Source organism: Coprococcus sp. AF102-57 (assembly GCF_027686195.1).
Classification (GTDB): domain Bacteria; phylum Bacillota; class Clostridia; order Lachnospirales; family Lachnospiraceae; genus Allocoprococcus; species Allocoprococcus comes.
The window spans coordinates 44,397-68,556 of the sequence record NZ_JAQCSY010000002.1; the positions used below are offsets into that span (position 1 = coordinate 44,397).

24 protein-coding genes and 6 pseudogenes are annotated in these 24,160 nt (G+C 40.9%); all 30 read right to left on the reverse strand.

The features are described from left to right. Positions 1 to 78: 78 nt before the first annotated feature. Positions 79 to 1,007: pseudogene (erm(52), locus tag PGZ10_RS01555) on the reverse strand (23S rRNA (adenine(2058)-N(6))-methyltransferase Erm(52)). Between the two features lie 458 nt (positions 1,008 to 1,465). Continuing rightward, a complete protein-coding gene (locus PGZ10_RS01560) occupies positions 1,466 to 1,663 on the reverse strand; it encodes a helix-turn-helix domain-containing protein (protein WP_002571019.1) in 198 nt (65 codons plus the stop codon). Next, positions 1,656 to 2,078, reverse strand: coding sequence for a sigma-70 family RNA polymerase sigma factor (locus PGZ10_RS01565; protein ID WP_002571020.1), 423 nt, complete (start codon positions 2,076 to 2,078; stop codon positions 1,656 to 1,658). The genes PGZ10_RS01560 and PGZ10_RS01565 overlap by 8 nt, the downstream gene beginning before the upstream one ends. Positions 2,079 to 2,241: 163 nt before the next feature. Further along, entirely contained in the window at positions 2,242 to 2,685 is a 444-nt protein-coding gene (locus tag PGZ10_RS01570; RefSeq protein ID WP_002571021.1) for a zinc ribbon domain-containing protein, read from the reverse strand. A gap of 134 nt (positions 2,686 to 2,819) precedes the next feature. After that, positions 2,820 to 3,959, reverse strand: a pseudogene (locus PGZ10_RS01575) (ABC transporter transmembrane domain-containing protein); the annotation flags it as partial. Positions 3,960 to 3,969: 10 nt separating this feature from the next. Beyond that, positions 3,970 to 4,308 carry a nitrous oxide-stimulated promoter family protein gene (locus PGZ10_RS01580; protein WP_117527746.1) on the reverse strand — a complete coding sequence of 113 codons (339 nt, stop codon included), beginning with the start codon at positions 4,306 to 4,308 and terminating at the stop codon, positions 3,970 to 3,972. 1 nt (position 4,309) lies between these two features. Continuing rightward, complete coding sequence (locus PGZ10_RS01585; RefSeq protein ID WP_118198594.1) at positions 4,310 to 4,714, reverse strand: YbaN family protein; 405 nt, start codon at positions 4,712 to 4,714, stop codon at positions 4,310 to 4,312. Between the two features lie 38 nt (positions 4,715 to 4,752). Beyond that, positions 4,753 to 5,244 (reverse strand): annotated as a pseudogene (locus PGZ10_RS01590) (ABC transporter ATP-binding protein); the annotation flags it as partial. Continuing rightward, a pseudogene (locus tag PGZ10_RS16720) lies at positions 5,234 to 5,368 on the reverse strand (iron chelate uptake ABC transporter family permease subunit); the annotation flags it as partial. The pseudogenes PGZ10_RS16720 and PGZ10_RS01590, both read right to left, overlap by 11 nt. 102 nt (positions 5,369 to 5,470) lie before the next feature. Beyond that, positions 5,471 to 5,638: pseudogene (locus PGZ10_RS16725) on the reverse strand (NEAT domain-containing protein); the annotation flags it as partial. A 329-nt stretch (positions 5,639 to 5,967) separates the two neighbouring features. Then, entirely contained in the window at positions 5,968 to 6,804 is an 837-nt protein-coding gene (locus PGZ10_RS01605; RefSeq protein WP_270540553.1) for a hypothetical protein, read from the reverse strand. A gap of 19 nt (positions 6,805 to 6,823) precedes the next feature. Then, positions 6,824 to 7,642 carry a metal-dependent transcriptional regulator gene (locus tag PGZ10_RS01610; protein ID WP_270540555.1) on the reverse strand — a complete coding sequence of 273 codons (819 nt, stop codon included), beginning with the start codon at positions 7,640 to 7,642 and terminating at the stop codon, positions 6,824 to 6,826. Between the two features lie 37 nt (positions 7,643 to 7,679). Then, on the reverse strand, positions 7,680 to 7,949 hold the full coding sequence (locus tag PGZ10_RS01615; RefSeq protein WP_270540557.1) for a hypothetical protein: 270 nt from the start codon (positions 7,947 to 7,949) through the stop codon (positions 7,680 to 7,682). Between the two features lie 362 nt (positions 7,950 to 8,311). Beyond that, positions 8,312 to 9,124, reverse strand: coding sequence for a class B sortase (srtB, locus tag PGZ10_RS01620; RefSeq protein ID WP_270540558.1), 813 nt, complete (start codon positions 9,122 to 9,124; stop codon positions 8,312 to 8,314). Positions 9,125 to 9,196: 72 nt separating this feature from the next. Beyond that, the gene (locus PGZ10_RS01625; RefSeq protein WP_330674214.1) at positions 9,197 to 9,538 is read right to left on the reverse strand and encodes an MmcQ/YjbR family DNA-binding protein; all 342 of its coding nucleotides are present in this window, start codon (positions 9,536 to 9,538) and stop codon (positions 9,197 to 9,199) included. Between the two features lie 208 nt (positions 9,539 to 9,746). After that, the gene (locus PGZ10_RS01630) at positions 9,747 to 10,028 is read right to left on the reverse strand and encodes a type II toxin-antitoxin system RelE/ParE family toxin (RefSeq protein WP_243002785.1); all 282 of its coding nucleotides are present in this window, start codon (positions 10,026 to 10,028) and stop codon (positions 9,747 to 9,749) included. A gap of 13 nt (positions 10,029 to 10,041) precedes the next feature. After that, positions 10,042 to 10,260 (reverse strand): annotated as a pseudogene (locus tag PGZ10_RS01635) (prevent-host-death protein). Between the two features lie 36 nt (positions 10,261 to 10,296). Beyond that, positions 10,297 to 11,172, reverse strand: a complete 876-nt coding sequence (locus PGZ10_RS01640) for a YitT family protein (protein WP_270203654.1) — start codon at positions 11,170 to 11,172, stop codon at positions 10,297 to 10,299. Positions 11,173 to 11,482: 310 nt separating this feature from the next. Continuing rightward, complete coding sequence (locus tag PGZ10_RS01645) at positions 11,483 to 13,378, reverse strand: ABC transporter ATP-binding protein (protein ID WP_270540560.1); 1,896 nt, start codon at positions 13,376 to 13,378, stop codon at positions 11,483 to 11,485. Further along, positions 13,378 to 15,129 carry an ABC transporter ATP-binding protein gene (locus tag PGZ10_RS01650; RefSeq protein ID WP_195368490.1) on the reverse strand — a complete coding sequence of 584 codons (1,752 nt, stop codon included), beginning with the start codon at positions 15,127 to 15,129 and terminating at the stop codon, positions 13,378 to 13,380. Before PGZ10_RS01650 ends, PGZ10_RS01645 begins: the two co-directional genes overlap by 1 nt. After that, complete coding sequence (locus PGZ10_RS01655) at positions 15,126 to 15,593, reverse strand: MarR family winged helix-turn-helix transcriptional regulator (RefSeq protein WP_055246695.1); 468 nt, start codon at positions 15,591 to 15,593, stop codon at positions 15,126 to 15,128. Before PGZ10_RS01655 ends, PGZ10_RS01650 begins: the two co-directional genes overlap by 4 nt. Positions 15,594 to 15,718: 125 nt before the next feature. Continuing rightward, on the reverse strand, positions 15,719 to 16,489 hold the full coding sequence (locus PGZ10_RS01660) for a YibE/F family protein (protein WP_173824688.1): 771 nt from the start codon (positions 16,487 to 16,489) through the stop codon (positions 15,719 to 15,721). Next, positions 16,483 to 17,565, reverse strand: coding sequence for a YibE/F family protein (locus tag PGZ10_RS01665; protein WP_270540561.1), 1,083 nt, complete (start codon positions 17,563 to 17,565; stop codon positions 16,483 to 16,485). The genes PGZ10_RS01660 and PGZ10_RS01665 overlap by 7 nt, the downstream gene beginning before the upstream one ends. Positions 17,566 to 17,619: 54 nt before the next feature. Further along, positions 17,620 to 18,195 carry a hypothetical protein gene (locus PGZ10_RS01670; RefSeq protein ID WP_117556994.1) on the reverse strand — a complete coding sequence of 192 codons (576 nt, stop codon included), beginning with the start codon at positions 18,193 to 18,195 and terminating at the stop codon, positions 17,620 to 17,622. Between the two features lies 1 nt (position 18,196). Then, positions 18,197 to 19,036, reverse strand: a complete 840-nt coding sequence (locus tag PGZ10_RS01675; RefSeq protein ID WP_117556992.1) for a metal ABC transporter permease — start codon at positions 19,034 to 19,036, stop codon at positions 18,197 to 18,199. Continuing rightward, positions 19,033 to 19,743, reverse strand: coding sequence for a metal ABC transporter ATP-binding protein (locus PGZ10_RS01680; protein WP_270540563.1), 711 nt, complete (start codon positions 19,741 to 19,743; stop codon positions 19,033 to 19,035). The genes PGZ10_RS01675 and PGZ10_RS01680 overlap by 4 nt, the downstream gene beginning before the upstream one ends. Before the next feature lie 8 nt (positions 19,744 to 19,751). Further along, positions 19,752 to 20,744: a metal ABC transporter substrate-binding protein gene (locus PGZ10_RS01685; protein WP_270540565.1), complete on the reverse strand. Its 993-nt coding sequence runs from the start codon at positions 20,742 to 20,744 to the stop codon at positions 19,752 to 19,754. Between the two features lie 95 nt (positions 20,745 to 20,839). Continuing rightward, on the reverse strand, positions 20,840 to 21,139 hold the full coding sequence (locus tag PGZ10_RS01690) for a hypothetical protein (protein WP_117556986.1): 300 nt from the start codon (positions 21,137 to 21,139) through the stop codon (positions 20,840 to 20,842). A 42-nt stretch (positions 21,140 to 21,181) separates the two neighbouring features. Next, the gene (locus tag PGZ10_RS01695) at positions 21,182 to 21,598 is read right to left on the reverse strand and encodes a Fur family transcriptional regulator (protein WP_270540566.1); all 417 of its coding nucleotides are present in this window, start codon (positions 21,596 to 21,598) and stop codon (positions 21,182 to 21,184) included. Positions 21,599 to 21,786: 188 nt separating this feature from the next. Beyond that, a complete protein-coding gene (gene hypD, locus PGZ10_RS01700) occupies positions 21,787 to 24,159 on the reverse strand; it encodes a trans-4-hydroxy-L-proline dehydratase (protein ID WP_270540568.1) in 2,373 nt (790 codons plus the stop codon). Position 24,160 lies beyond the last annotated feature (1 nt).

Here is a 24,160-nt window from a genome sequence, read left to right on the forward strand (position 1 = left end):
CTATCAACAAAATCCAGCATTAAATTCTCTTCTCAGATTTTCGCACTACCATGCACATTTTTATAGAAATTATCAATACTATCTATTTTTTGTACCATTAGAAGTATCAATCCTTGTTCTACATTTCTTATTGCTACTAGACTTTCGTAAAGATGTTCTGTTTTGCTTTTTCAATTTTTTATTCATTTTTTGAAGTTTTTTATATGCATCTTGAAACTTTTTTTCTTTTCATCTGTCAATCCAATTTTGGAGTAATAATAAATATTCATCCACTGCTCGGCCGTGATTAACGTATATGAATTTGAAAGACTAATTCTATTGGCTTTTCCCAATCTTTTGATTTGCTCATTAGAAAATAAAATAGAAAGTCTCTCTTTAGCAGTCTCTCCTTTAATATTAGTGTAAAAAAAAGCCACTAAATCTTTATAATTTTGAAGATCATCACCACTCAATCTATCATCCCATAACTGCATATGAAGCATAACTGTATCAACATTAGGCGAAGGAAAAAAATCGCTCCTTTTAAAACTATGTGTAATTTCTACCTTATATTGTGCCTTTATTATAGCAGCACGAAAACCTTCATATTTTTGTAATGGAATACCGCAATTCTTTTTAGCTGCCTCTCTTTGAATTATGATATTTATATCTGATGGTGGATTTACATCGTCTGTTAATTTCCTAATAATATCCGCTGTTATCTGAAAAGGAATATTGGAGAATATTTTATATCTGCGATTTAAAGGCAACTTATATTTTAAAAAATCACCAAATATATATGTAACATTATCATGACTGTGATATCTTACTAAATTATTATATAATTCTTGATCATATTCAACTGCAACAACCTCTCCAGCATGCTGAGAAAGTACATCTGTTATTATCCCTTTTCCAGGACCAATTTCAATAACATAATCTGTTACATCAATATTTGACTTGCTTATTAAACGTTCTACCAACTTTTTATTAACCAAAAAATTTTGTGAATATCCAAGATTTTTCATCTAATCGCACCTCATTCTCTATTTATTTTCATAACTATATACGAGTAAGCCCTAACGTTGCATAAAAAACAGCCCCTGTAAAACGATATATAAGTAAAGTGCGCCAATAACCTATTCTTTCAAACACGATGAATGACCATTGTAATTTCTTAAAAAATGTACAATTACTTTAAAATATTATATATCTGATCTTTACCTGAATCATTTGCTCACTATTGTTGTATCTATTTTCTTGCATAGACCATTTTTTTTGGGCACATACCAGTCTCACGGAACGACTGTTGCACATTTTCTAAAACATAGAAGACAAAATATTTTTACTCTATAGAATTCTTTCAAAAAATATAATTACTATTTGTCGATGGCTTTATTATACTATGACCGCTTACTTATGGGAATAGATGAATTGTAAACTTGCTGGTGAAAATCGCTAATGACAGTCGGTGTTCGTTCTTTGCTTATCGGTCAAAGCGAAATTTGAACAGCGCGGCGATTAGCTTCTGTTTTATATGTTCCTCAACCTCGGCGCTGACTTTCCCGTGTACTTTGGAACAGTATCGGATATATCCGACGTAGTGGGAAAGAACGGTGTCGATTGCGTCCGGGTCGCCCTCATGCGCCTTGACGATTGTTTCATAGGGGAGAAGTTTACTCATAGCGTTTTCCCTCCATGAGCCGCCGGAGCCGCTTCAAGGCAAGCTGGATATGCCGCCCTGCTGTGCTGCGTGTCCGTCCGATATGTACGCCGATCACCCGCTGCGGCTGGCGCAGGAAATAGTAACGGAAAATTTCTTCCTGTGTCTGCTCTGGCAAAAGGGCAAGGGCGGCGGCGAGTTCCGCATGGTACAGAACGGCGGTCTGGCCGCAGGCGGTAAAAAGATATTCTTCAAGCTGCTCCGGCTCGGCAAGCTGGACAAACTTCTCATTCATCAGATAGTCAAGGGAAACTTCCCGTTCCCACCTCCGGCGCAGCTTCAAAATTATATCTATGGCGGCGTGACGAATGACAACCTTGCAAAAGGCGTTAAAGGTGTACTGGATATGCACTTTGTAGGCTTCATCTTCGGTCATGGAAATTCCCCCTCTCTGATAATAGTGCGGGGCGGCAGCACTCCTTGCTGTCGCCCCTTGATTGCCTACCAGCAAAGGCGGGCGGGGCTGTCAACGGCGGCGCGGTACGCGCCGTTCATCTTGACCGTTGACTGGCTCGGCTGGCTTTGCTATGACAATATAGTTATTTCCAGTGCTTTAATTGCGAAAGGTACAAATCAAACTGATTACGTCTGGTTTCTTCATCTGCGTTATCGGGATTTGGCATATTCGCAACCAGATAATCCAATAAAGATTCCTTGGATTGATATGCAAATTTCCCATTAGCATAGCACCATTTACAATAGTCCTCGTTATAGCTTCCGTCTGGTTCTCGGCTAATCAGACCATCTTCATTCAATGGCATTCCGCAACACTGACAAACAAGTTGCCGTGGAGAACCCAGAAGCGTATTGATTGACACATCAAAAACTCGTGATAACAGTTTTAAGGTATCTGTATTTGGCTGCGTTTCGCCTGTTTCCCAGCGACTAACCGCCTGTCGGGTAACTTGCACACGTTCAGCCAGTTGTTCTTGCGTAAGGTTGTTTTTCTCGCGTAAATTTTTAAGAATACCTTGTATTTCCATGCCCGTCCCTCCTAAAGGTTGTTTTTACTCATTATAACTTCAAAATGGGGTTTTAACAAGCAACTCGCTGTTGCTGCGGAATAGTGGGCTGCTGTCTATCAATTCTTATGTGTTACTTTATGGCACATGAGCATTGCTGCAAGGATTCCTGCAATCGTACTCTTACCACATCCGGATTCACCAACCAGAGATACAAAACTTCCTGCCGGAAGATTCAGATTGATTCCTTTTAAAATCTCTCTGTCCTCTTCATAAGAAAAGTGCACATCTTTTAATGTAACATCTAACGCGACCTCCGGCAGTATTTTTTCTCCAGCCTGTGGTTCCGGTAAATCTAAAATCTTGAAAATCTTATCACTCGCTGCCATACCATTCATTGCGATATGGAAGAATGAACCAAGCAGTCTGAGCGGCAGGAAAAACTCGCTGGCAAGCAGAACGATACATAACGTTCCTGCCACGCTGATATTTCCTTTTAAGAATTCGGACACCGCGACTGCCATACCGATCGCTGCTCCACCATACGCCACAATATCCATCACGCTGGTTGAATTGAGCTGCATGGTCAGCACCTTCATCGTAATCTTACGGAAGTTCTGGGATTCCACATCCATCTCGTCTGCTTTCTGCTGGTCTGCCTGATAAATCTTCAGTGTGGTAAGTCCCTGTAAATTTTCAAGGAACGAATCTCCCAGTCCAGTATAGATGCTCCAATACTTATTCAGTAATTTCTTTGCAATCTTCTGTACCACCACGATAGAAATCGGGATCAGCGGTACACAGATCAGCAGGATCACACTCGCTTTCAGGCTCACTCTGCAAAGAATGATAAATAATGTCAGTGGTGCGATCAGGCTATAAAATAATTGTGGAAGATATTTTCCAAAGTATGTTTCCAACTGCTCCACACCCTCAGTTGACACCTGTACGACCTCCGAAGAGGATACCTGCTCACTGTAGGAAGCTCCCAGCTTTAACATTTTCTCATAAATCTTTTCACGTAGAATCCGCTTTACATCCACACATGCCAGATAGGAAGACCTTGCTCCCATCCGTTCACATACGAACCGGATCACCACAACCAGGACTAAAATCAGTATCGTCCGTTCAATGATCGGTACGGTTACTGCCCGGTACACGACCCGTTCCAGTAAATCTGCGATAGAAAAGACTGCCAATACCTGCGACAGGAGGGCTGCCCACTGCCACAAAATCGTATACACGATATACTTTTTTGCGTGGGACAACAGCCCCACCAGTCTTGTTTTAATCATAAGTAACTCCTTACTTTTTCTTCTCTTTGTTGCTACACACCAGATGCCAGATAGCAAGCACCGGATGATACAACAGCATCCTTGGTCCTGAAAACCGCATAACCTGCCTGATCTGTTCTCTCATCTCCGGCTTATAACAATGTACCTTACAATTCGCACAAAACGTCTTTTCTTCCATAAATGGACACTTTTGACTTCTTTGTTTTGCATAATCCGAAAGTTTTTGACAGTCAGGACACATCTGCCCTTCCTGTCTTTTTTCTTTCGGATGTTTTTTTCGGCAATACAGCCGGATCATCTCTTCCACGACATACTGTTCTTTCTGCCGTTTCTTTTCTACTTTGTCCATCTTACTCTACGCTTTCTGCCATTTCAGCTTCAGGCTTTTCTGTCTTAACTCTTAAGAAGAAGTAAAACAGGTGGCATACCCACACAACTGCGATACAGATTCTTCCGATTGGTACATTCTTCATACAGATAAAGCCGATTGCCATGACTACCGTTACCATTCCGATAATCTTGCATTTTGTTCCCATTGTCATGGCTCTTTTCTGAACAAAACTGTCCAGATGTTTCTTATAAAGATTCGTTCCTATGAACCAGTCGTGCAGTTTCTTAGAACTCTTTGCAAAGCAAAACAGTGTTGCCATATAAAACGGAACGGTTGGCAGGATAGGAAGTACAATTCCTATCGTACCAAGTCCCAGACAAAGAAATCCAAGCACGATCCATACTACTTTTAAAGGATTTTTCATCTTCTTACACCGCCAATACAAATTTTCTGCCATCAACCCTTGTCACGATATTCTGTCAGATTGGTTACTTCCAATGCCCACTGGATCATACGCTCATCTTCGGCACTGTCTCCCTGCATCATTTTCTTATGAGGGGTTCTTCCGAATGCCACCAGATTCTCAACAGTGATATCGTCTGATGCACTGTTATACTGCTGAACAATCGCAACCTTTCTGGCGAATTCTTTTAAATTCAGGTTCTGGATGTTTTTACCCTTAAGGAAAATGTTCCCCTTTCTCGGATAGAGGTTCTTTGTCATCAGGGAAAACAGTGTGGATTTACAGCATCCGTTTGCTCCCATAATCGTTGTTATTTTACCTTCTTCAATCTTCAGGGATACGCCCTTTAAGACTTTATTTTTTCCATAGGAAAAATGCAGGTCTCTGACTTCCATCGCAGGCTTGTCTGCCCACTTATCCGCTTTTTTCACTTTCTTTACTGCTTCATTTTCTGTAGAAGTCAAATCCATATTCTTTTCTTTACTTCCCATACTTCTTAGACCTCCTTAACAGAATGATGAAGAATGGACCTCCGACCACACTCATAATGATGAATGCAGATACCTCATACGGAGCGGCTATCGTTCTTCCGATGGTATCTGCCAACAGGAATGTAACTGTAACATCAGCAAGTGTTCCATGCGGATTTCCATACTTATCAAGTGTATAACCTGTTGTGAAATATTTCAGCTGACTTAAATATCCAAGTTTCTGTCCCACCGTCAAACCATTGAAGTTCAAAGTAATATAATATTTACCATTCTTTACAGTCAATTTAATAGTATGATCAATCACTGCATCCGACATAGAAGCTGTTGTTTTATCAACTTTCACCATATTTCCGGTAATAGAATATACACCATCTGCAAGATTGCTAATATTCAATCTACTATTATTTCCATTAGCTTTTTGCTAATAAATCTTTAGTTATGATGTTTAGAGTTCTACGAGAATATTTCCGGTTGCTCGTTCCTAACTCCTTGTCTGAAAGATACCATAATTTGCCATCTGATGTCAATACAATTTTCGCACAAGTTTGTTGTCTGAATTGCAACAAATGAGCCGTTATTTCCTTTGATTTTGTTGCTATTCAGACAACAACAGACGCAAAAGTGCTGTTATTGATAGCATTTTATCAACAACAGCACCTTATTGAAATTTTTTCTTATTTTGTTACATGATATGCGTAAATGAGAATTTTTCTCACTTCTTATTTATACCCAGAAATATAATAATGCAGTACTTTCCGGCATGTGAACCGGTCCTACACTACAGGTTACGGTAACTGGTACAATTCCCATTGTGCCGATTCCCGTCCATCGGTGGATTCTGCACGCTTCCATCGGGATTTTTACAATATTATTCTCTATTCTTGCTTCTTCCAAAACTTCATTATGCTCATACTTTAATGTTTTCAGTTTTCCAGCCATCATTTCACCGTTCGCTCTGGAGTGTGCTGCCATCTCTTTCAGCTTTAATTCCAGATAGCTTTCTCCATTCTCCTGAACGATTTCGGCTATTTCTTCAAATCCTCTCATCGCCATAGAGTCTCTTCCCTGCCCCTGCTTTTTATTCATCCGGTAAAGCCGGAACACTACCGGATGCCTTTCACATTTCTGCAGATTGTGCTGTATCTCCTGATCCAGTTCATTCTCTTTTTTCTTGTATACTGATTTTTTCTCTGCATAGGCGTTAATCATCAGTTCCAGCATGTGGATGTCGATATTCTCCACCATAATATCCAGTGATTCCTCGATTTCTTCCGGTTTTGCACCGATTTCTTCCAGATATTTTTCAAGATTCTCATACAGGTTGGAATATCGTTCCAGCCATTCTTCTCCTGCAGGAGTAAATTCCAGTGATTCTGTCAGAATTCCTCTTTCTATGCAGTTCTTAAAATAGCGGTTCACCGTTGAACGGTTCACGCCATAATATTCTGCGATACTTCCCTGAGCTCCACGTTTCTTTTCTACTTTTGACAGGCCTTGTAAATATTGCAGTTGCAGCATTGTAGGTCTGTTCTGTCTCTTTAGATGTTCACCTTTTTCCATTTTCTTTGTCCTCTCTTCGTCACCATACATGAATATTCAATTCCCGATAATCGATTGGCAATGGCTTCTGTTCAAAACGGGTAATCGCAATAATTGCCACTGCTTCTGTGACCGGAATTCCTGTATTCGCAGTATAGGTAAAGATGTCTGTCGGCAACTGATAAACACCTTTTTCTTCTTTCGCCTGTATCCATTCTTCGTCTCTTCTGTACCATACACATCCGATAGATTCATCTTTTTTTGTCTTGAGCAGGAAGCAGTTCTGGGACTTTTTCACTCTCAATATGACGGAGTATTCCAGTTTCTCATACTCTGTTGCAAGGAATCTCGGATTGCGTCGCTCCGGTTCATATAGTCCGAATGCCATCGGGAAATCGCCATCCTCATAAAAGGTATACAAGTCCATATCGTCATATACTCTATCGTATACGTCACCATACTGCAGAAAGTTTTCAATTCCTTTTAATCCTTCCGGACTGATATAATGTTCCACTCTACAGGCATCTTCCTGCGCCCTCTGCTGCTCCATTCCACTTACCATCTGGAAGAACTGTGTCAGTTTCTCATGACGTGCAAGGCACTCCATCCCTTCCAGTTTTCCCTTATCGGTCAGTTCCAGATGTCCGTTTTCCGGCTCACACAAAAATCCTTTTTTTACCAGACTCCGCACCAAACCTGCCGCTTCATATCCGGTTATGTTCATTTCTCTAGCATACTCTTTCGATGTGATCTGTCTGCCCTGTCTCCATGTCCGGTAGACATATTCCAGAAGATCTTCCTCTAATTCGCCTCTGGCTTTTGTCACATCAATATTTCTGTTTTCAATCTTCTTTACCATTTTACCTTTCCCACCTGTCTTTTTATGTATTCATCCGCTACACGATATCCGGTATTTTCTGCAAAAGCCTTCCATCCAGTAAGCATATCGTTTTTTTCTTGGAGCCTTTCTTTTCCTCTGCGACAAACCCCAGATTATAGGTGAAGTGTATTTCACCCAACCACTGCTGTTCGTACTCTATGTGAAATGCTGTGGCAGGAATTTTGATACTGTGATCATTTACTTCTGCCCTCTTCCAGATTCCATGCATGTTCTGATACCAGATTGTCCTGTCATCCTCATTTTCCGGATGCTCCGTTAGTTCCAACCAAATCTCCCAAGGCTCTATGTGCAGCCAGCCATCCCTTTCAAACCGCATATCTTCGATAGCTGCTTTTCTCTCTTTTCCAATCTCTGTGGTGTAAAAGGAATACTACATCTGAAAAATCGTCCGCAGAATATCTTTTTGCAGGTATTCTTTTGCCACTTTCTTTGTTTCCATTACTTTTTCCTCTGTTTTGTTTATCGATTACGCTTTGGTTAGTTTGCTCAAACTATGTAATTTTAATTATATTGTCCTTTTTTCAGGTTTGTCAATGCATTTTCCGCTACAACATTATAATTCCATATAAAAATATCCAAAAATATGTTTTTATTTCTTTTTTCACATACTTTTGGATATTTTCACTCTTAATTTCCTGTTTCCTTTAATTTTGACTCATCCGTAGTCTGTGCGTCAACGCAGACTGCATGGATGGCAAGCCGCTTGCTGTATCCGTTCCCTGTACAGGTAGAAAGCGTCAGTATTTTATTACTGCTCTGCGGCTTTATTCCTGTATCAACATTGGAATCTTTTATCATCTGGTCGATAAAATTCTGATACTCTTCGCCCGGCTGGTATCCTACTTTATACACATCACCGCCATTGACCGCATCTTCATAAGAGAAGATTCGATAACGGTAGGCGGTTGTCTCAGAATATACAGTGAAGTATTGATTCTCTTTCCAGAAACCGTCGTCCTTATATTTTTTCAAGCTTCCGAACATGCTTCCGTCATTCATATTGTGACCGTAGATGATGTTGTAATAATCTGAAAAATCAGATTTATTAAGACCTTCCAAAAAAATACACCCTGCAATGTGGCTGTTGCCATGCAGGTCGGTTCTCAGATATTTCTGATTATCACCTGAATACAGAATCGGATAGTTGATGCCAAGTTCGTCCTGATTGTCAAACCGTATCCATCCGATGACATCTGGATTCTCAGCTTTCAGCTTGTCAAACTCTACTTTTACGTCTGTTGTCCACCAGTCTTTTTTCTTCTGCTTTCCATCATCTGGTTCGGACTCATCATTTACATACTCTTCGGCAAGTTTGTCATAATCTCTGGCAGATTTCCATCGGTCGATGTATGGGGGCAGGATATGCATAAGTGCTACCCCGATCAAAACCACTGCCAGAATGATCCATATCAGCCATCGGTATGAGCTTTTTTTCTTCATGTTGTCTCTCCCATTTTTCCTGTTAGTTTTCTCAAACCACTATCGTCATTATGGAATGTACGGTCAGAATTGTCAATCTTTTTCTTCTGTCGTACTGTCTGTTGTCTGTCTATCTGCTCCTGCCTCTCCATCTGCTTCTACCTGTCCGTCTACGAGGTCGTAACTAATATCGAGTAAGTCCAGAACTTTTGAATTGCTGACAGAACCATCCAGTGGAACTGCCAGCCAGTGCTCCTGATCCATGTGCTTTGCCGGAGCAAGGTGATACATTTCGATGTAGTTGCCTATCATGTCCGGCTCTGCCTGAACTTCCATGAAAATTGTTCTTTCGGCTGGTTGGTAAAAGATGGCATACGGTGCGGCGGTTCTTGGTTTTTTAAAGATTGTAACGCTGTATCGGGATTTGGTGATGATGTCTTTTTTATACTAAAAAATTACTACTTTTTGCAATATTCATAAATATTAAACGGTTCTTCTCTTTTTTCAAATAAGATATCAGCTTCTTTCCTTTGATGAAAATCTGATTTCTGACACTCTTGGTCTTCTTTTTCCTGCACTAAAAAAACGCCACAAATTGTGACGTTTTTTAGTACCTTTTATATTTCAGTGAGATTTCTTGATTCTAAAACTCACTTTTTCCATATTTTACAGTTACCACTGCAACAACTTTTTCATTTTCAAACACTTCATAAATGATAATATAGTTTTCTACAGTCAACTGCCTATATCCTTTAAAAGCATAAAATCCATATTTTCTTTCTGCCCCTCGATATGGCTGTTCTTCCAAACTTAAAATTGCTTTTTCAAGTTTTTCTGCCAGTGCAATTGCATTATCAGCATAATTACTAACAAGAAGTGCCTGCTCGTATATCTTATCAATATCTCTATATTCCTGTGGAAACATTTTTACGGTATATTTATCCCAAATGTTTCCTCCTGAGTTCTCCCAATGCCTCACGTGCATCTAATAACTCTGCACCTTCTGCGACTTCCCGTTCTGCTTCAAAAATTGCCTTATCAATCTGATTTGTGCTGAGTAATTCTTCATAAGTTTCCATACTCATAACTACTAAATCTCCATAACCATTTTTTGTAATAAATACTGGTTGCTATTGTTTGTGACATATTTCAGATATTTCATTTGTATTTCTTAAACCTGATGGAGTAGATCACTAACTTCTTTCTTCATTTTCCAAAACCTTCTGCTGATATCTCATGTCTGCCACCGTGTACACTGTGATGAAAGCCTTCGGATCAAGATTATTGATGTAATCCATGAGTTTCTGATACTCATTTTTATCTACGATCGTAATGATCTCGTGTCTTTTATCTAAATTGTACGCTCCGATGGCATCATAAATGGTTGCTCCACTATGAAGCTCATGCAGAATAAAATTCCGAAGTTCTTCTTCATACTTTGTAATAATACATACTCTTCGTTTCAGATTCTGCCCGAAGATAAAATGGTCTACCACCATCCCATTAAAATAAGTACCAAGAACACTTAAAACCACCGTCTTCTTATCATATACAAGTGCTGCCGAAAGCGCCACACACATACCGGCTAAAGACATGGCTTTCCCCAATTCGATGTGCAGATATTTATTCATGATCTTAGCCACAATATCAAGTCCGCCGGAAGAAGCATTCATATTAAAGAGAATACTGAGTCCTACACTGACTACCAGAACATAACAGAGGACATCCAGTTCCTGGGTTTTTGTCAGGGAACCGATATTCGGGAAAATCCGTTCAAAAATACCGATAAATACCGGCAGTAAGATACTGGTATACACGGTTTTCGTACCAAATTCCCGTCCACATGTTATGAATCCGATGATCAAAAGAACAACATTCAGGACCATTGTGATCACTGAAAGCGGTAAAGGTATAAAATTCGTAAGAATAATTCCAAGACCGGAAATACTGCTGACCGATGCATGGCTCGGCACCAGAAAGAAATAAACCGCTGCAGCGATAATTGCCACTGCAGCGGTAAGTGTAAATAGTTCCCATACAACTTCTTTGCAATTGATTTGTTTTTTCATTCTCAAACCTACCCTATCATGACATTTTTATAGAACTGCTATTTTACTTCTCTGCTCGGAAGGACTTGCAGTGCTATATATACAAGTATAGCGTATGCACAAAAAAATTGATAGTATTTTTTAATTTATGTAAATTTTGTTGAATCCTGTTGTTACTGTTCACTCCCGTGTCAATCACTACGCTGATTGGCACGGAGGATGCACGTTTTATCTTGAACGGCATCTCGCCCATCGCCAAAGGCGATTTAAAATGGCGAGATGCGTTGCTGGTCACAGGTACTGTGAACAGTAACATCCTGTCTTTTGAATCTTATTCAGCAATTGCATTCCCGGTGTACAACTGATAATATTTTCCCTTTTCTGAAATCAGTTGGTCATGGGTACCTCTTTCGATAATGCGTCCCTGTTCCAGAACCATGATACAGTCGGAATTCCGAACCGTAGACAGACGGTGTGCGATCACAAACGTAGTACGTCCATGCATCAGTCTGTCCATGCTTTCCTGAATAATACGTTCAGTACGCGTATCAATAGAGCTTGTAGCCTCATCCAGGATCAGTACCGGTGGATCTGCAACTGCTGCTCTGGCAATTGCAAGAAGCTGTCTCTGTCCCTGGCTTAAGTTTGCCCCATCCCCAGTGATGACCGTATCATATCCTTCCGGAAGTCTGCGGATAAATCCATCTGCATTTGCCAATTCTGCTGCTGCAAAGATTTCTTCATCTGTTGCATCCAGTTTTCCAAAACGGATATTGTCTTTTACCGTTCCTGTGAACAGATGTGTATCCTGCAGTACAATTCCAAGGGAACGTCGCAGATCCGCTTTCCGAATCTTGTTTATATTAATTCCATCGTAGCGGATTTTTCCATCCTGAATATCATAAAACCGGTTGATCAGATTTGTAATGGTTGTTTTTCCTGCTCCTGTCGAACCTACAAAGGCAATTTTCTGTCCTGGCTCTGCATACAATTTCACATCATGAAGCACGATCTTATCATCATTGTACCCGAAATCCACACCATCAAATACTACATTTCCCTTAAGCTCAATATAATCTACCGAACCATCTGCCTGATGTGTATGCTTCCATGCCCAGCATCGGGTATGTTCCTTACATTCTATAAGTTTTCCATTTTCTTTTTTCACATTAACCAGAGTCACATACCCGTCATCTACTTCCACTTTCTCATCCAGAAGGGTAAAGATACGCTCTGCTCCTGCAAGTGCCATTACAATAGCATTCATCTGCTGGCTGACCTGATTGATCGGCATACTGAAGCTTTTATTGAATGTCAGAAAGCTTGCCAGACCTCCCAGTGTAAATCCACCGACACCATTTAATGCAAGTGCACCTCCTACAATCGCACAGATTACATAACTGATATTTCCAATCTGCGCATTCATAGGTCCGAGGAAATTAGCATAGGTATTTGCACGGTCTGCGCTCACATACAGTTCTTCATTCAGCTGTTTGAATTCTTTCCTGCTTTCATCTTCATGGCAGAAGACTTTTACAACCTTCTGTCCATTCATCATTTCCTCGATAAATCCATTGACCTTACCGAGATTTCTCTGCTGTTCCAAAAAGTATTTTCCACTCTGCCCTGCTGCTTTTTTCGTCCCGAAAATCATAATTGCAACCATGACCATCGTCACAACTGTCAGTGGGATATTTAAGATCAGCATACTGACAAACACACTGACGATCGTGAAGCCACTGTTGATGATCTGCGGAATACTCTGGCTGACCATCTGTCTCAATGTATCAATATCATTCGTATAGATCGACATGATATCTCCATGTGCATGTGTATCAAAATATTTGATCGGAAGTTTTTCCATATGCTCAAATAATTCGTTACGCATGTTCATCATCATTCCCTGTGTAACATTGATCATAATCCGGTTATATGAATAGGTCGCGATAATTCCAACCCCGTAAAATACAGCAACCCTTCCGATCGCATGTGCAAGCGGAGAAAAGTTCGGTGTGCCGCTGGATAATAAAAACGGTGTGATATATTTGTCGATCAGATCTCTTGTAAACATCGTTCCCTGCACATTTGCGATAACTCCTACAAATATAAGGATAAATACTGCAATACAATGAACTTTATAATCACGGAAAATGTAGTTTATCAGACGCATCAAAAGTTTCCCCGGATATTTCACTTTATTCTGTGGTCTTCCCATCGGTCTTGGCATTATGCTTCACCTCCGTTTTCATCAAAATCTCCTCCGCCCTGAGTCTGCGATTCGTATACTTCGCGGTAAATTTCATCGGTCTTCAGCAATTCTTCGTGTGTACCAAATCCATGAACCTGCCCTTCATCCATAACGATGATACGGTCTGCATCCTGCACACTGGATACACGCTGTGCAATGATCAGCTTTGTTGTATCCGGGATTTCTTCACGGAATGCACGGCGGATCTTTGCATCTGTAGCAGTATCTACCGCACTGGTACTGTCATCCAGGATCAGAATCTTCGGTTTCTTAAGCAGTGCTCTTGCAATACACAGTCTCTGCTTCTGACCACCGGATACGTTGTTTCCTCCCTGCTCAATGTGGGTATTATATTTATCCGGGAAACGCTCAATGAATTCATCTGCACATGCAAGCCGACATGCTTCCATACATTCTTCGTCGGTCGCCTCTTTGTTTCCCCAGCGCAGGTTATCCAGAATACTTCCGGTAAACAGTACATTTTTCTGCAATACAACAGATACCTGGTTTCTCAGTACTTCCAGATCATAATCCTTGACATTCTTTCCGCCAACCAGGATTTCTCCGCCTGTCACGTCATACAGACGACTGATCAGATTCACCAGACTCGTCTTCGCACTTCCGGTTCCTCCAATGATGCCAATCGTCTCACCGGAATGGATGTCCAGATTGATATTCTTCAGGACTTTCTCTGCACTGTCTTTTTTGTAAGCAAAATCTACATTCTTAAATGAAATACTTCCATCTGCCACTTCATAAAGCGGATGTTCCGGATTATGGATATCGCTGGTTTCATCCAGTACTTCTGCTATACGCCGCATACTTGCCATACTCATGGAAATCATGACAAATACCATAGACAGCATCATCAGACTCATCAGAATGTTCATACAGTATGCAAGAAGACTCATCAACTCTCCCGTTGTCAACGATTTCACTACGATCATCTTTGCACCAAACCAGCTGATCAGGATGATGCAGGTATAAACAGTGAACATCATGATCGGTGAGTTCCATATAACATTTTTCTCTGCTCTTACAAAAATATCGTAAATATTCTTACTTGCATACTGAAATTTACTTGTTTCCTGTTCTTCTCTTACATATGCTTTTACTACACGGATCGCAGATACATTTTCCTGAACGGATGCATTTAAAGCATCATATTTTGGAAATGCCTGCTGGAAATAAGCCGTTGCATGACGAATGATAAAGAAGAGGATCACTCCCAGAATCACAACTGCCACAAGGTAAATACTTGCCAGTCTGGCATTGATCATAAATGCCATCACCATTGCACAGATCATACTTGCCGGTGCTCTCATCATCATACGCAGCATCATCTGGTACGCATTCTGCACATTGGTCACATCTGTTGTCAGACGTGTAACCAGACCTGCTGTACTGAAATGATCAATATTTGCAAACGAATAGGTCTGGATCTGATCGAACATCTTATTTCTCAAATTCTTCGCGAACCCGGTCGAAGCCTTTGCTCCGTATCGTCCTCCTGCCATTCCGGCAAGCAGACCACAAAATGCAGCCACGATCATAATTCCACCAACTTTGTAAATATGGTGAATATCTCCGGTATTGACACCCTTATCGATAATAGATGCCATCAGAAATGGAATCAATGTCTCAAACAATACTTCCAGAATCATAAAAAACGGTGTTGCGATCGATGCCGCTTTATATTCTTTTACTTCTTTTAATAAAGTCCGAATCATGAATTCTCTCCTTTCATTTTTCCCATATTGTAATAAACTTTATCGATCACATGCATAAATGCATGTAATTCTTCTTCTGTAATGCCTTCTTCCAACTGCGCATCCATTTTCTGAAAAATTTCTCCCAGTTTTTCATGGTTTTCCCGTCCTTTTTCTGTCAGCATTACTTTTTTCAGACGCGCATCATTTGCAACCGATGCACGGCAGATGTACCCTTTTTTCTCCAGCGTCTGGATAATATTTGTTACTGCTGAACGGCAGATACCAAAATACTTTTCTATATCTTTCTGATAAATTTCCTTATCCTGATGTTCATACAGATAGCGTAAGATCCAGCCATGCATCAGGGCAATCTCATCCAGTCCTTCTTCTTTTACACGCATTTCCAGCAGTTTTGAAATCGAACGGTCTATCCGGTGTACCTGATGTCCTACGTGGATTCGCTCTTCACATCCTTCACACAAATGACTTTCCTCCTTCCACTTTTTGCTTCTTCAAAAAAAGAAAACTGTTCACGAATAAATTGTTCATTCGTAAACAGTTTAATTCTAAACAAGTTTATCACAGATATTTTCCTGCTGTCAACCTGCTATTTACTATTTTCCATCCAATCAAAAAACTCACAGTTTTTTGCGATCAAAACCGCTGAAACCGGCATTATCATTGTGCAGGAAATTGCTCCAAAAATCATGGAAATACAGTTCTGAAAAAGAATTTTGGAGTTGATCAACAGCTCAATAGAGTAATTCTGCATTCTCAAATACGCGAATAACAACAGCGATTCTCCCAGATATGCAAACAATAACGTATTAACCGTTGTTCCAATCACATCTTTTCCAATCTTCATTCCACTTTGAACCAGTTTGTTCATTTTGATATCCGGCTTATGACATTTCACCTCATATACGGAAGTTGTTACTGTCAGTGCCATATCGATCACAGCTCCTAGCGTGCTGAGTACAATTACGGCTGTTGCAACCTTGGGCATACTGATATCCAGGTTCATATTATAATAGAAAACATCTTCTCCGGCTGCCTGGATCTCATTCAAGCCTCCCGCCCCACTTTTCCATACGACCAGATAAATAAATGCAAATAACACACACATTGTAATTGCAACCGCAAGAAATGCACTCCAGGTTTTAATATTCGTCCCATTTTGATAAAACAAAGTGATACAGGAAATTAAAATTCCTGCACCGGCAGTAACCAGAAACACGGGTGCTCCGACGGCATAAAGCCAGATTGCAAGACTCAGGCACAAAATATTTCCCGCCAGAGCGATCAGAGACATGGCGCCTCTGTCCCCTCCGACAAGCACTACTACTATCATTAGAATCAGTCCCAATATGATCAACATCTTTTTTCCCTCTTTTTCACAGATAGTTTCATCATAACTGCTGTTATGAAAATAGACACTGGGATCGCCAGTACAATTCCGATACTTTCTACAAAGAAACGGCATAATTCACATGGAATATGCAATTTTACAATGGTAACAAAACGCACCTCATTGTTCATCCGGATCAAACATGTAGGAATCAGACCGCAGCCAAACACAAACAACAGCACATTGATCATTGTTCCCATAATGTCATATCCGATCTCTCTGCCTGAACGGAAAAGTTCCACAAATTTTACTTCCGGTTTCTGCTCAACAATCTCGCTTAAAGCCACCGATATGGCAACCGCCACATCCATGATGGCACCGAGTCCTGACAACAGGATCTCTGCATGGAAAATTTCATCCGGATTATCAATACTGCCCAGATATTCCATCGTCGAATAATCCAGTTCTTCCATATGCTGCATAACAAGATCAAATACCCCCATGATCATAAGCAGGACACATAGTGTTGTCAATAGTGCGGCAAAAGTTTTCCTGTGGATTCCATTTAATCCAACAAGCGTTACCACTGCGAAAAAAAGAATCAGTCTGCTACATACACTCAGAATTTCCGATGTGTCATCCGCCATCCAGAAACCGATCACAAAAATCAGAATATTCAACATTGCTGTTATGATTGTCAAACCGCCCTGCCGTCCGGCAATCCCAAGGAGCAGAAGTGCAAGGAAGCCAAGCATAACAACCAGCATCGTATCCCGCTTTACTCCAATGATCGATGATCCCTTATAAAACACCCGGTCACCTTTATGGTATTTTTGGTCAACCATTTCTGTTGTTGTGTATTCATTGGCAATCCGGACTTCTTTTCCTTTGTCTTTTCCGTTTAGGATCTTACCATAAAGACTCTGCTTATATTTCGTTTCTTCTGTTCCACGGGTACTTTTGCTTTTCCCTTCTACAATTGTCACTACTTTTGTCACTTTCACGATCGGTGTCTGATACAGCCAGGCATCATTCATGACAAACAAAATTGCCAGCAGATACAACACACCTGCCACACAATAAAATCTTCCTTTTTTGTTTTTCATCAAATATCTGCTAATCTTTTTCCCGTATTCCTTCATGATCCATCTTTTCTCTTCTTATTTTTTTATCTGCATATCCGCATCTGTGATCCTGCAATACAAAGTCTCATCATTTGGTTCTTTATATGTCTCGAACGTTCCCTGAACGATAATTTCTGTTTCCTGTTCCGGATAATCTTCATCCGACAATTCTTCCTCATTTTTCCGGACAAATTCCAGTCCCTGCGCGCAGCACGCCAGCGCATCTTTGATCACGCAAAAATGATAGGTATTCCCTGTCGCTTCATCCTTACTTATATAATAATTCCCGTCGATCCGGATTGTTTTTCCTTCATACTGCTCCGGTTCCATCATCATCTGGTAAACTGTCGCGTAAACCATATCACTGTTCATTTCTGTAAGATCATAATCTACATCTTCTGTCTCCGTATTTTCTGAAGTGTCTGTACTTTCTTTTTTCTTGTCCTTTTCCTCTGTCTGTTCCTTCTGTTCTTCCGCTTTTGTCTGTTTCTCTAATACATCATTAACAGATTTCCCGTTATTCACTTTCTTGTTGCTGCTTGCATTATCTCTGCATCCGGTTATCAAAAGAATTCCCACAAACAATATCAGCCATTTCTGTAATTTTTTCACTTTATTTCCCTCCCGCGATTTTTTCGATCATGCAGCAGATCAAAAAGGCCACAATATCGGCTGCCACGATCGTTGAACCAACCGGTGTTCCTGCCAGGATTGACAAAAGCATCCCACTGATCGCACAGCACACAGATAATACAACCGAACATACCGTTACACTGAAAAATGTTTTAAAGATACGCATCGCGGATAGTGCCGGAAAGATGACCAGTGCCGAGATCAGTAACGAGCCTACCAGGTTCATTGCAAGTACGATGATCAGCGCTGTGATCACGGCGATCAGCAAATTATAACGGTCTGCCCGGATGCCTGTTGCCTTTGCGAACGTTTCATCAAAGGTCACGCAGAAAATTTTATGATAAAATACGATAAATAACACAACAACCACAACCGACAATACCACACACAGCCACACCTGTTCAATCTTCAATGTCAAAATAGAAGTAGATCCAAATAATGTAGTACATACATCTCCTGAAAGATTAGGACCTGTCGCAAATACATTCATAAGCAGATAACCGATTGCAAGTGCTCCAACTGAGATCATTGCAATCGCCGCATCTCCTTTTATTTTTGTATTTTGTCCTGTCCGTAATAATAAAATCGCACATACGACCGTTACCGGAAGGATAAACAGCATATTGTTTGTAATATTTAAAACCGATGCCACCGCCATCGCTCCAAATGCAACATGGGATAAGCCGTCTCCGATAAACGAAAATCTTTTCAATACCAGTGTCACTCCAAGCAAGGAGGAACAAAGTGCGATCAGTACGCCAACGATCAATGCATACCGCACAAAAGGATATCCCATATAAAATATCAGCTTTTCTATCATTTTTTCCCTCCTGTATTTCCTAGAACACTTCTCTTCGTATGCGCCCGCAGATAATTTTCTTTCGATTCAAAAATAACTTCCTGACCAATCTGCAGGATATGACTTGCATATTCCATTGCCCCACGGATATCATGTGATATCATAATGATCGTTATCTTGTCTTCCCGGTTGATCTTCTCAATTAACCGATACATTTCTTCTGTCATTTGTGGATCCAGCCCGGAAACCGGTTCATCCAGAAGCAGAATTTTCCTGGTCGCACAAAGTGCTCTTGCAAGCAGAACTCTCTGCTGTTGCCCTCCGGACAATTCTCTGTAGCAACGTTTTGACAGATGAGTGATCTGCAGTTTTTTCATCATATCTTCTGCGTATTTTTTTTCTTTTGTACGGTAAAACGGCCAGAAGCCAAGGTGATTCTGACATCCGGAGAGAACAATTTCTCTCACGGATGCCGGAAAATCTTTTTGCACCTCTGTCTGCTGTGGCAAATATCCGATTTCATTCTTCTTCAGTCCATCATAGAATTCTATTTTCCCGCTCACCGGTGGTAAAAGTCCCAGTAAAGTCTTCATAAAAGTAGACTTCCCAGCCCCATTTTCCCCGATCACACACAGATAGTCCCCTTTCTTTACCGAAAGGTTTATATTCTGCACGACTGTTTTTCCTTCATATCCGATTGCCAGATCCCGACATATAATTTGTGCCATATTCCCTCCTACTGCAAAGCTTCTTTTAATACTTCAAGATTCTTTTCCATCACTGACAGGTAGGTTGTGCCATTCTTCACATCATCCGATGTTGTAGACTGCATAGTATCCAGTGTCAGGATCTTCTGATTTTTCTCTTTGGTGTTCTCAATGATCGTCTTTGCAATTTTCTGATTGGAATTTTCAATCGCCATGATATCCTTTAGTCCCAACTCATCTACTTTATTCGCCAGGAATGAAATTGTATCAAAGCTTGCTTCACTTTCTGCCGAGCATCCGACAAATGCAGCATAATAGCTTAATCCATAATCATCTACCAGATAACGGAATGGAAAACGATCGCCAAACAGCAGTGTTTTCTGTGACGCGCCATCAACAACTTCCTGATACTTAGCATCCAGGTCTTTCAGCTTTTCACTGTATGCAGATGCATTCTCCTGATAAATATCCTTATGATCCGGGTCTGCTTTTTCCAGCGCGTCTGCAATTGCCTTACTCAGCACTTCTGCATTTTTTACAGACAGCCATACATGCTCATCATATTCCGGTTCTTCTTCCTCTCCACCTTCTTCCTCTTCTTCAGGCTCCATTCCTTCGATCACTTCTTCCTCTTTCACACTGTTTCCAAGTACATCGAGCAGATTGACCACCTGCATATCTTTATTCTTCGCCTGTTTTAACGCATCATCCACCCATGCATCCGATTCGCCGCCAACATATACAAACAGGTCACAATCCGATACTTTCATGATGTCCTCTGCAGTCGGCTGATAACTGTGCAGATCCACACCATTGTCAAGAAGCATGGTGATATCCATCTGATCCGCTTCTTCTCCCGCAATCTGACGTACCCAGTCATATTCCGGGAAAATGGTTGTCACAACTTTAATATCGGAATCTTTCTGAACTTTTGTTTCTTTATTGGAATTTTCCTTCCGGCAGGCAGAAATGCCCAGAGTCGCCATCACAGCGACCAGTAGAATTGCTATATACTTTTTCATGAATAAAACCTCCATTATCTACACTTATTAAAAAATGGTACACCAAAGGAAAGGTATGACTTTTCATACCCTTTCTGCTTTATAAAAAGTTTTATTCAATCATTTAATCTTACCTTTTGATGAACTAACGAAATGGACAAAATGATCCAGAGCCCCGGTAAAGCAACAGTTTCTGCGATAAAGATCACCGGACTGGCGAAAAATCCTACTGCAGGTGTTGTTCCCAGATTCCGAAGGACCTGCTTTGCCTGATGAACGCAGGCACAGATTGGGCAGTCCTTTCCCGTACAGTTATGATTTTCCTCTCTGGCAACATAAAAAAGAGAAGCAAAGGTTACAAATATAAGAAAAATACATATAACCGCTGCCATACTTTTTTTCTTTCCTGTATCCATCTCCTTCTCCTTTCCCAGATTTCATCTGTTAATAAATTTTATCTATTCTTTCTTACTGCATTCACCGCAGATTCCGTAAAACACGGTACGATGCGGATCCATCTGAAAATCATGATGCTGCTGCATATGCTGTTTTAAGATTTCTACCTCATTGCACTGTAAATGGATCAGCTTTCCACATTTCTCACATTTACAATGATAGCAGTTTTCATGTTCTTCCCCATGATCTCCGATATATTCAAAACAGGCACTGCTCGAACCGTCTACTACATACTTCGCGGCCAGACCTTCTTTCACCATCTTCTCCAGATGACGGTAAATGGTCGTGGTTCCGACGGAAATCCCTTTTTCCCTGAAAAAATCGCAGATTTCATTCACAGTAACATGTCTTCCCTGTACCGATTTCAGGAAGGTAAGTATTTCGGTCATTTGTTTTGTTTTATATGGTGCTTTTGCCATACTGACCTCCTCCCTTCAATTTGGAAATCGTTTTCATTTTATCACATTATTTTTATATGTCAATGAAATTTGAAAATGTTTTTCATTGTTCATAAAATAACAGAAGCACCACACACAGATTACTCTCTGCATTGCGGTGCTCCTGCCTCTTCCTTTATTTAACCTTTTTCAATTTCTCTGGTTATTTTCTATTCGAATGACTGCTCTGTACGGTTGATGATCTCATCCTGAAGCGGTTTGCTTAAGTTACGGAAGAAATCACTGTATCCTGCAACACGCACGATCAGATCTCTGTAATCTTCCGGATGCTTCTGCGCTTCCTGCAGAGTCTTTCTGTCGATAACATTGAACTGTACATGATGTCCATCCATTGCAAAGTAGCTGCGGATCAGACTTGCCATATTGTCAAGACCTTTCTCTCCTGCTACGACGTCCGGTGTGAACTTCTGATTCAGAAGTGTTCCTGCTGTAGCAAGATGATCCATCTTAGCACATGATTTGATAACTGCTGTCGGTCCGTTCACATCTGCGGATTTCTCCGGTGAAATACCTTCTGAAACCGGGATATGTGCTTTACGTCCGTTAGCTGTTGCTCCGATCACATCTCCGAAGTAAACATGGCAGGTTGTAGGAAGCATATCGACTCCGTACTTTCCGCCTCTCATAGTCGGACGTCCTGTGATCAGGTCATGATACAGATAAAATACGTCCTGCATCAGATCATCTGCGTAGTCATCATCGTTACCATATTTTGGTGTCTTGTCATGAACCATACGGTAGATTGCATCGTATCCTTCAAAGTTGTGATCCATTGCTTCGATCAGTTCTTCCATTGTGAAGTTCTTCTTGTCAAATACATTGTATTTAACAGCTGCAATACAGTCTGTAACGGTTCCAATACCAACACCCTGAATGTAGTTCGTGTTGTATCTTGCTCCACCTGCATTGTAATCTTTTGCATTACTGATGCAGTCGTTTGTTACAACGGAAAGACACGGTGCCGGCATATTTTCTGCATATAATCTCTCGATTACATTGTTTCCACGGATCTTAATATCGATAAAATGCTTCATCTGTTTCTTGAATGCATCCCACAGTTCATCAAATGTCTTAAAGTCTTTTGCATAACCAAGCGTCAGTCCGAGCTGTTTGCCTGACATTGCATCATAACCGTTGTAAAGAGTCAGCTGGAAAATCTTCGGAATATTCATATAACCGGTCAGGATATATGCTTCACTTCCCCATGCACCTGTCTCTACACAACCTGAAGATCCACCACGACGGGCATCTTCCAGAGTCTTTCCTGCATTAACAAGCTCCATGATCTGTGCTTCTGTATTGTAGAATGCCGGCTGTCCCCATCCTTTTCTTGAAATATCGCATGCTCTCCGGAGGAAACGTGCCGGTGTCTTCTTGCTGATGGTTACATTGGAGTTCGGCTGTACAAGCTTCATCTCATCCATACAGTCAAGGATCAGGTAGCTGACTGCGTTTACACCGTCTTTACCCTCTGGTGTAACTCCACCTGTATTGATATTCGCAAAGTCTACATAAGTAGCACTTTCTTTTAAGGTAATACCAACCTTAACCGGTGCCGGCTGGTTGTAGAATTTGATCCATAAGCATTCAAGCAGTTCTTTTGCTTTCTCGTCATCAAGGATTCCTGCTTCTGTATCTGCTTCATAATAAGAAATCAGATGCTGATCCAGACGTCCCGGACTGAATGCATCCCATGGGTTCAGTTCTGTTGTAACCGCAAGATGTGTAAACCAGTATAACTGGATTGCCTGCCAGAAGGTCTGCGGTTTGTGAGCCGGAACAACTTCCAGGTTGGCTGCGATCTGCTCTAATTCTTTCTTACGTGTAGGATCTGCTTCTTTTTCTGCCATTTCAAGGGCAAGCTTGTGATATCTTTCTCCAAGAATGATAACCGCATCACATGCAATATCCATCGCTTTGAGTTCTTCCATTTTATCGGTAGCTTCCGGATCATTCATGAAATCCAGCGCATCCATAGTCTTTTTGATCTTTTCTTTGTATTCCAGATATCCAACTTTAAAATTCTGTTCACCACCGCATGTATGTCCAGGTCCTCTCTGCTCCATAAACTCTGTGAACATACCTGCTGAATAGCAGTCATTCCATTCCGGAGTCATAGCTGCAAGGATCTTCTCTCTCATGCTTCGTCCTGACCAGTAAGGAATGATTTCCTTCTCCTGGATCTCACGATCTTCTTCTGTTGTATGGAAAGATACGAGATCACGTTCACTCATAACTACCATATCTTCTTTGCTGTGGCAGCAAAGTTCCGGGAATGTAGGAGAAGCCTGTGGATCTTTTCCTTTTTCACCAACGATCAGCTCACCGTCTCCCAGATAAAGTGTCTTCTTTGAAAAATATTCTTTTAATACCATGGCTCTCATAACCGGAATCGAATATTTTCCATCATTTTTTCTGTAAAAATCTGTCTCGATTCTTGCTCTTTCGAGATCAATGTGAACCGGTGTTGTAACACTCAGTTCTCTCAGCTTCTGAATTCTTTCATTCATGCCTCTTGCCATT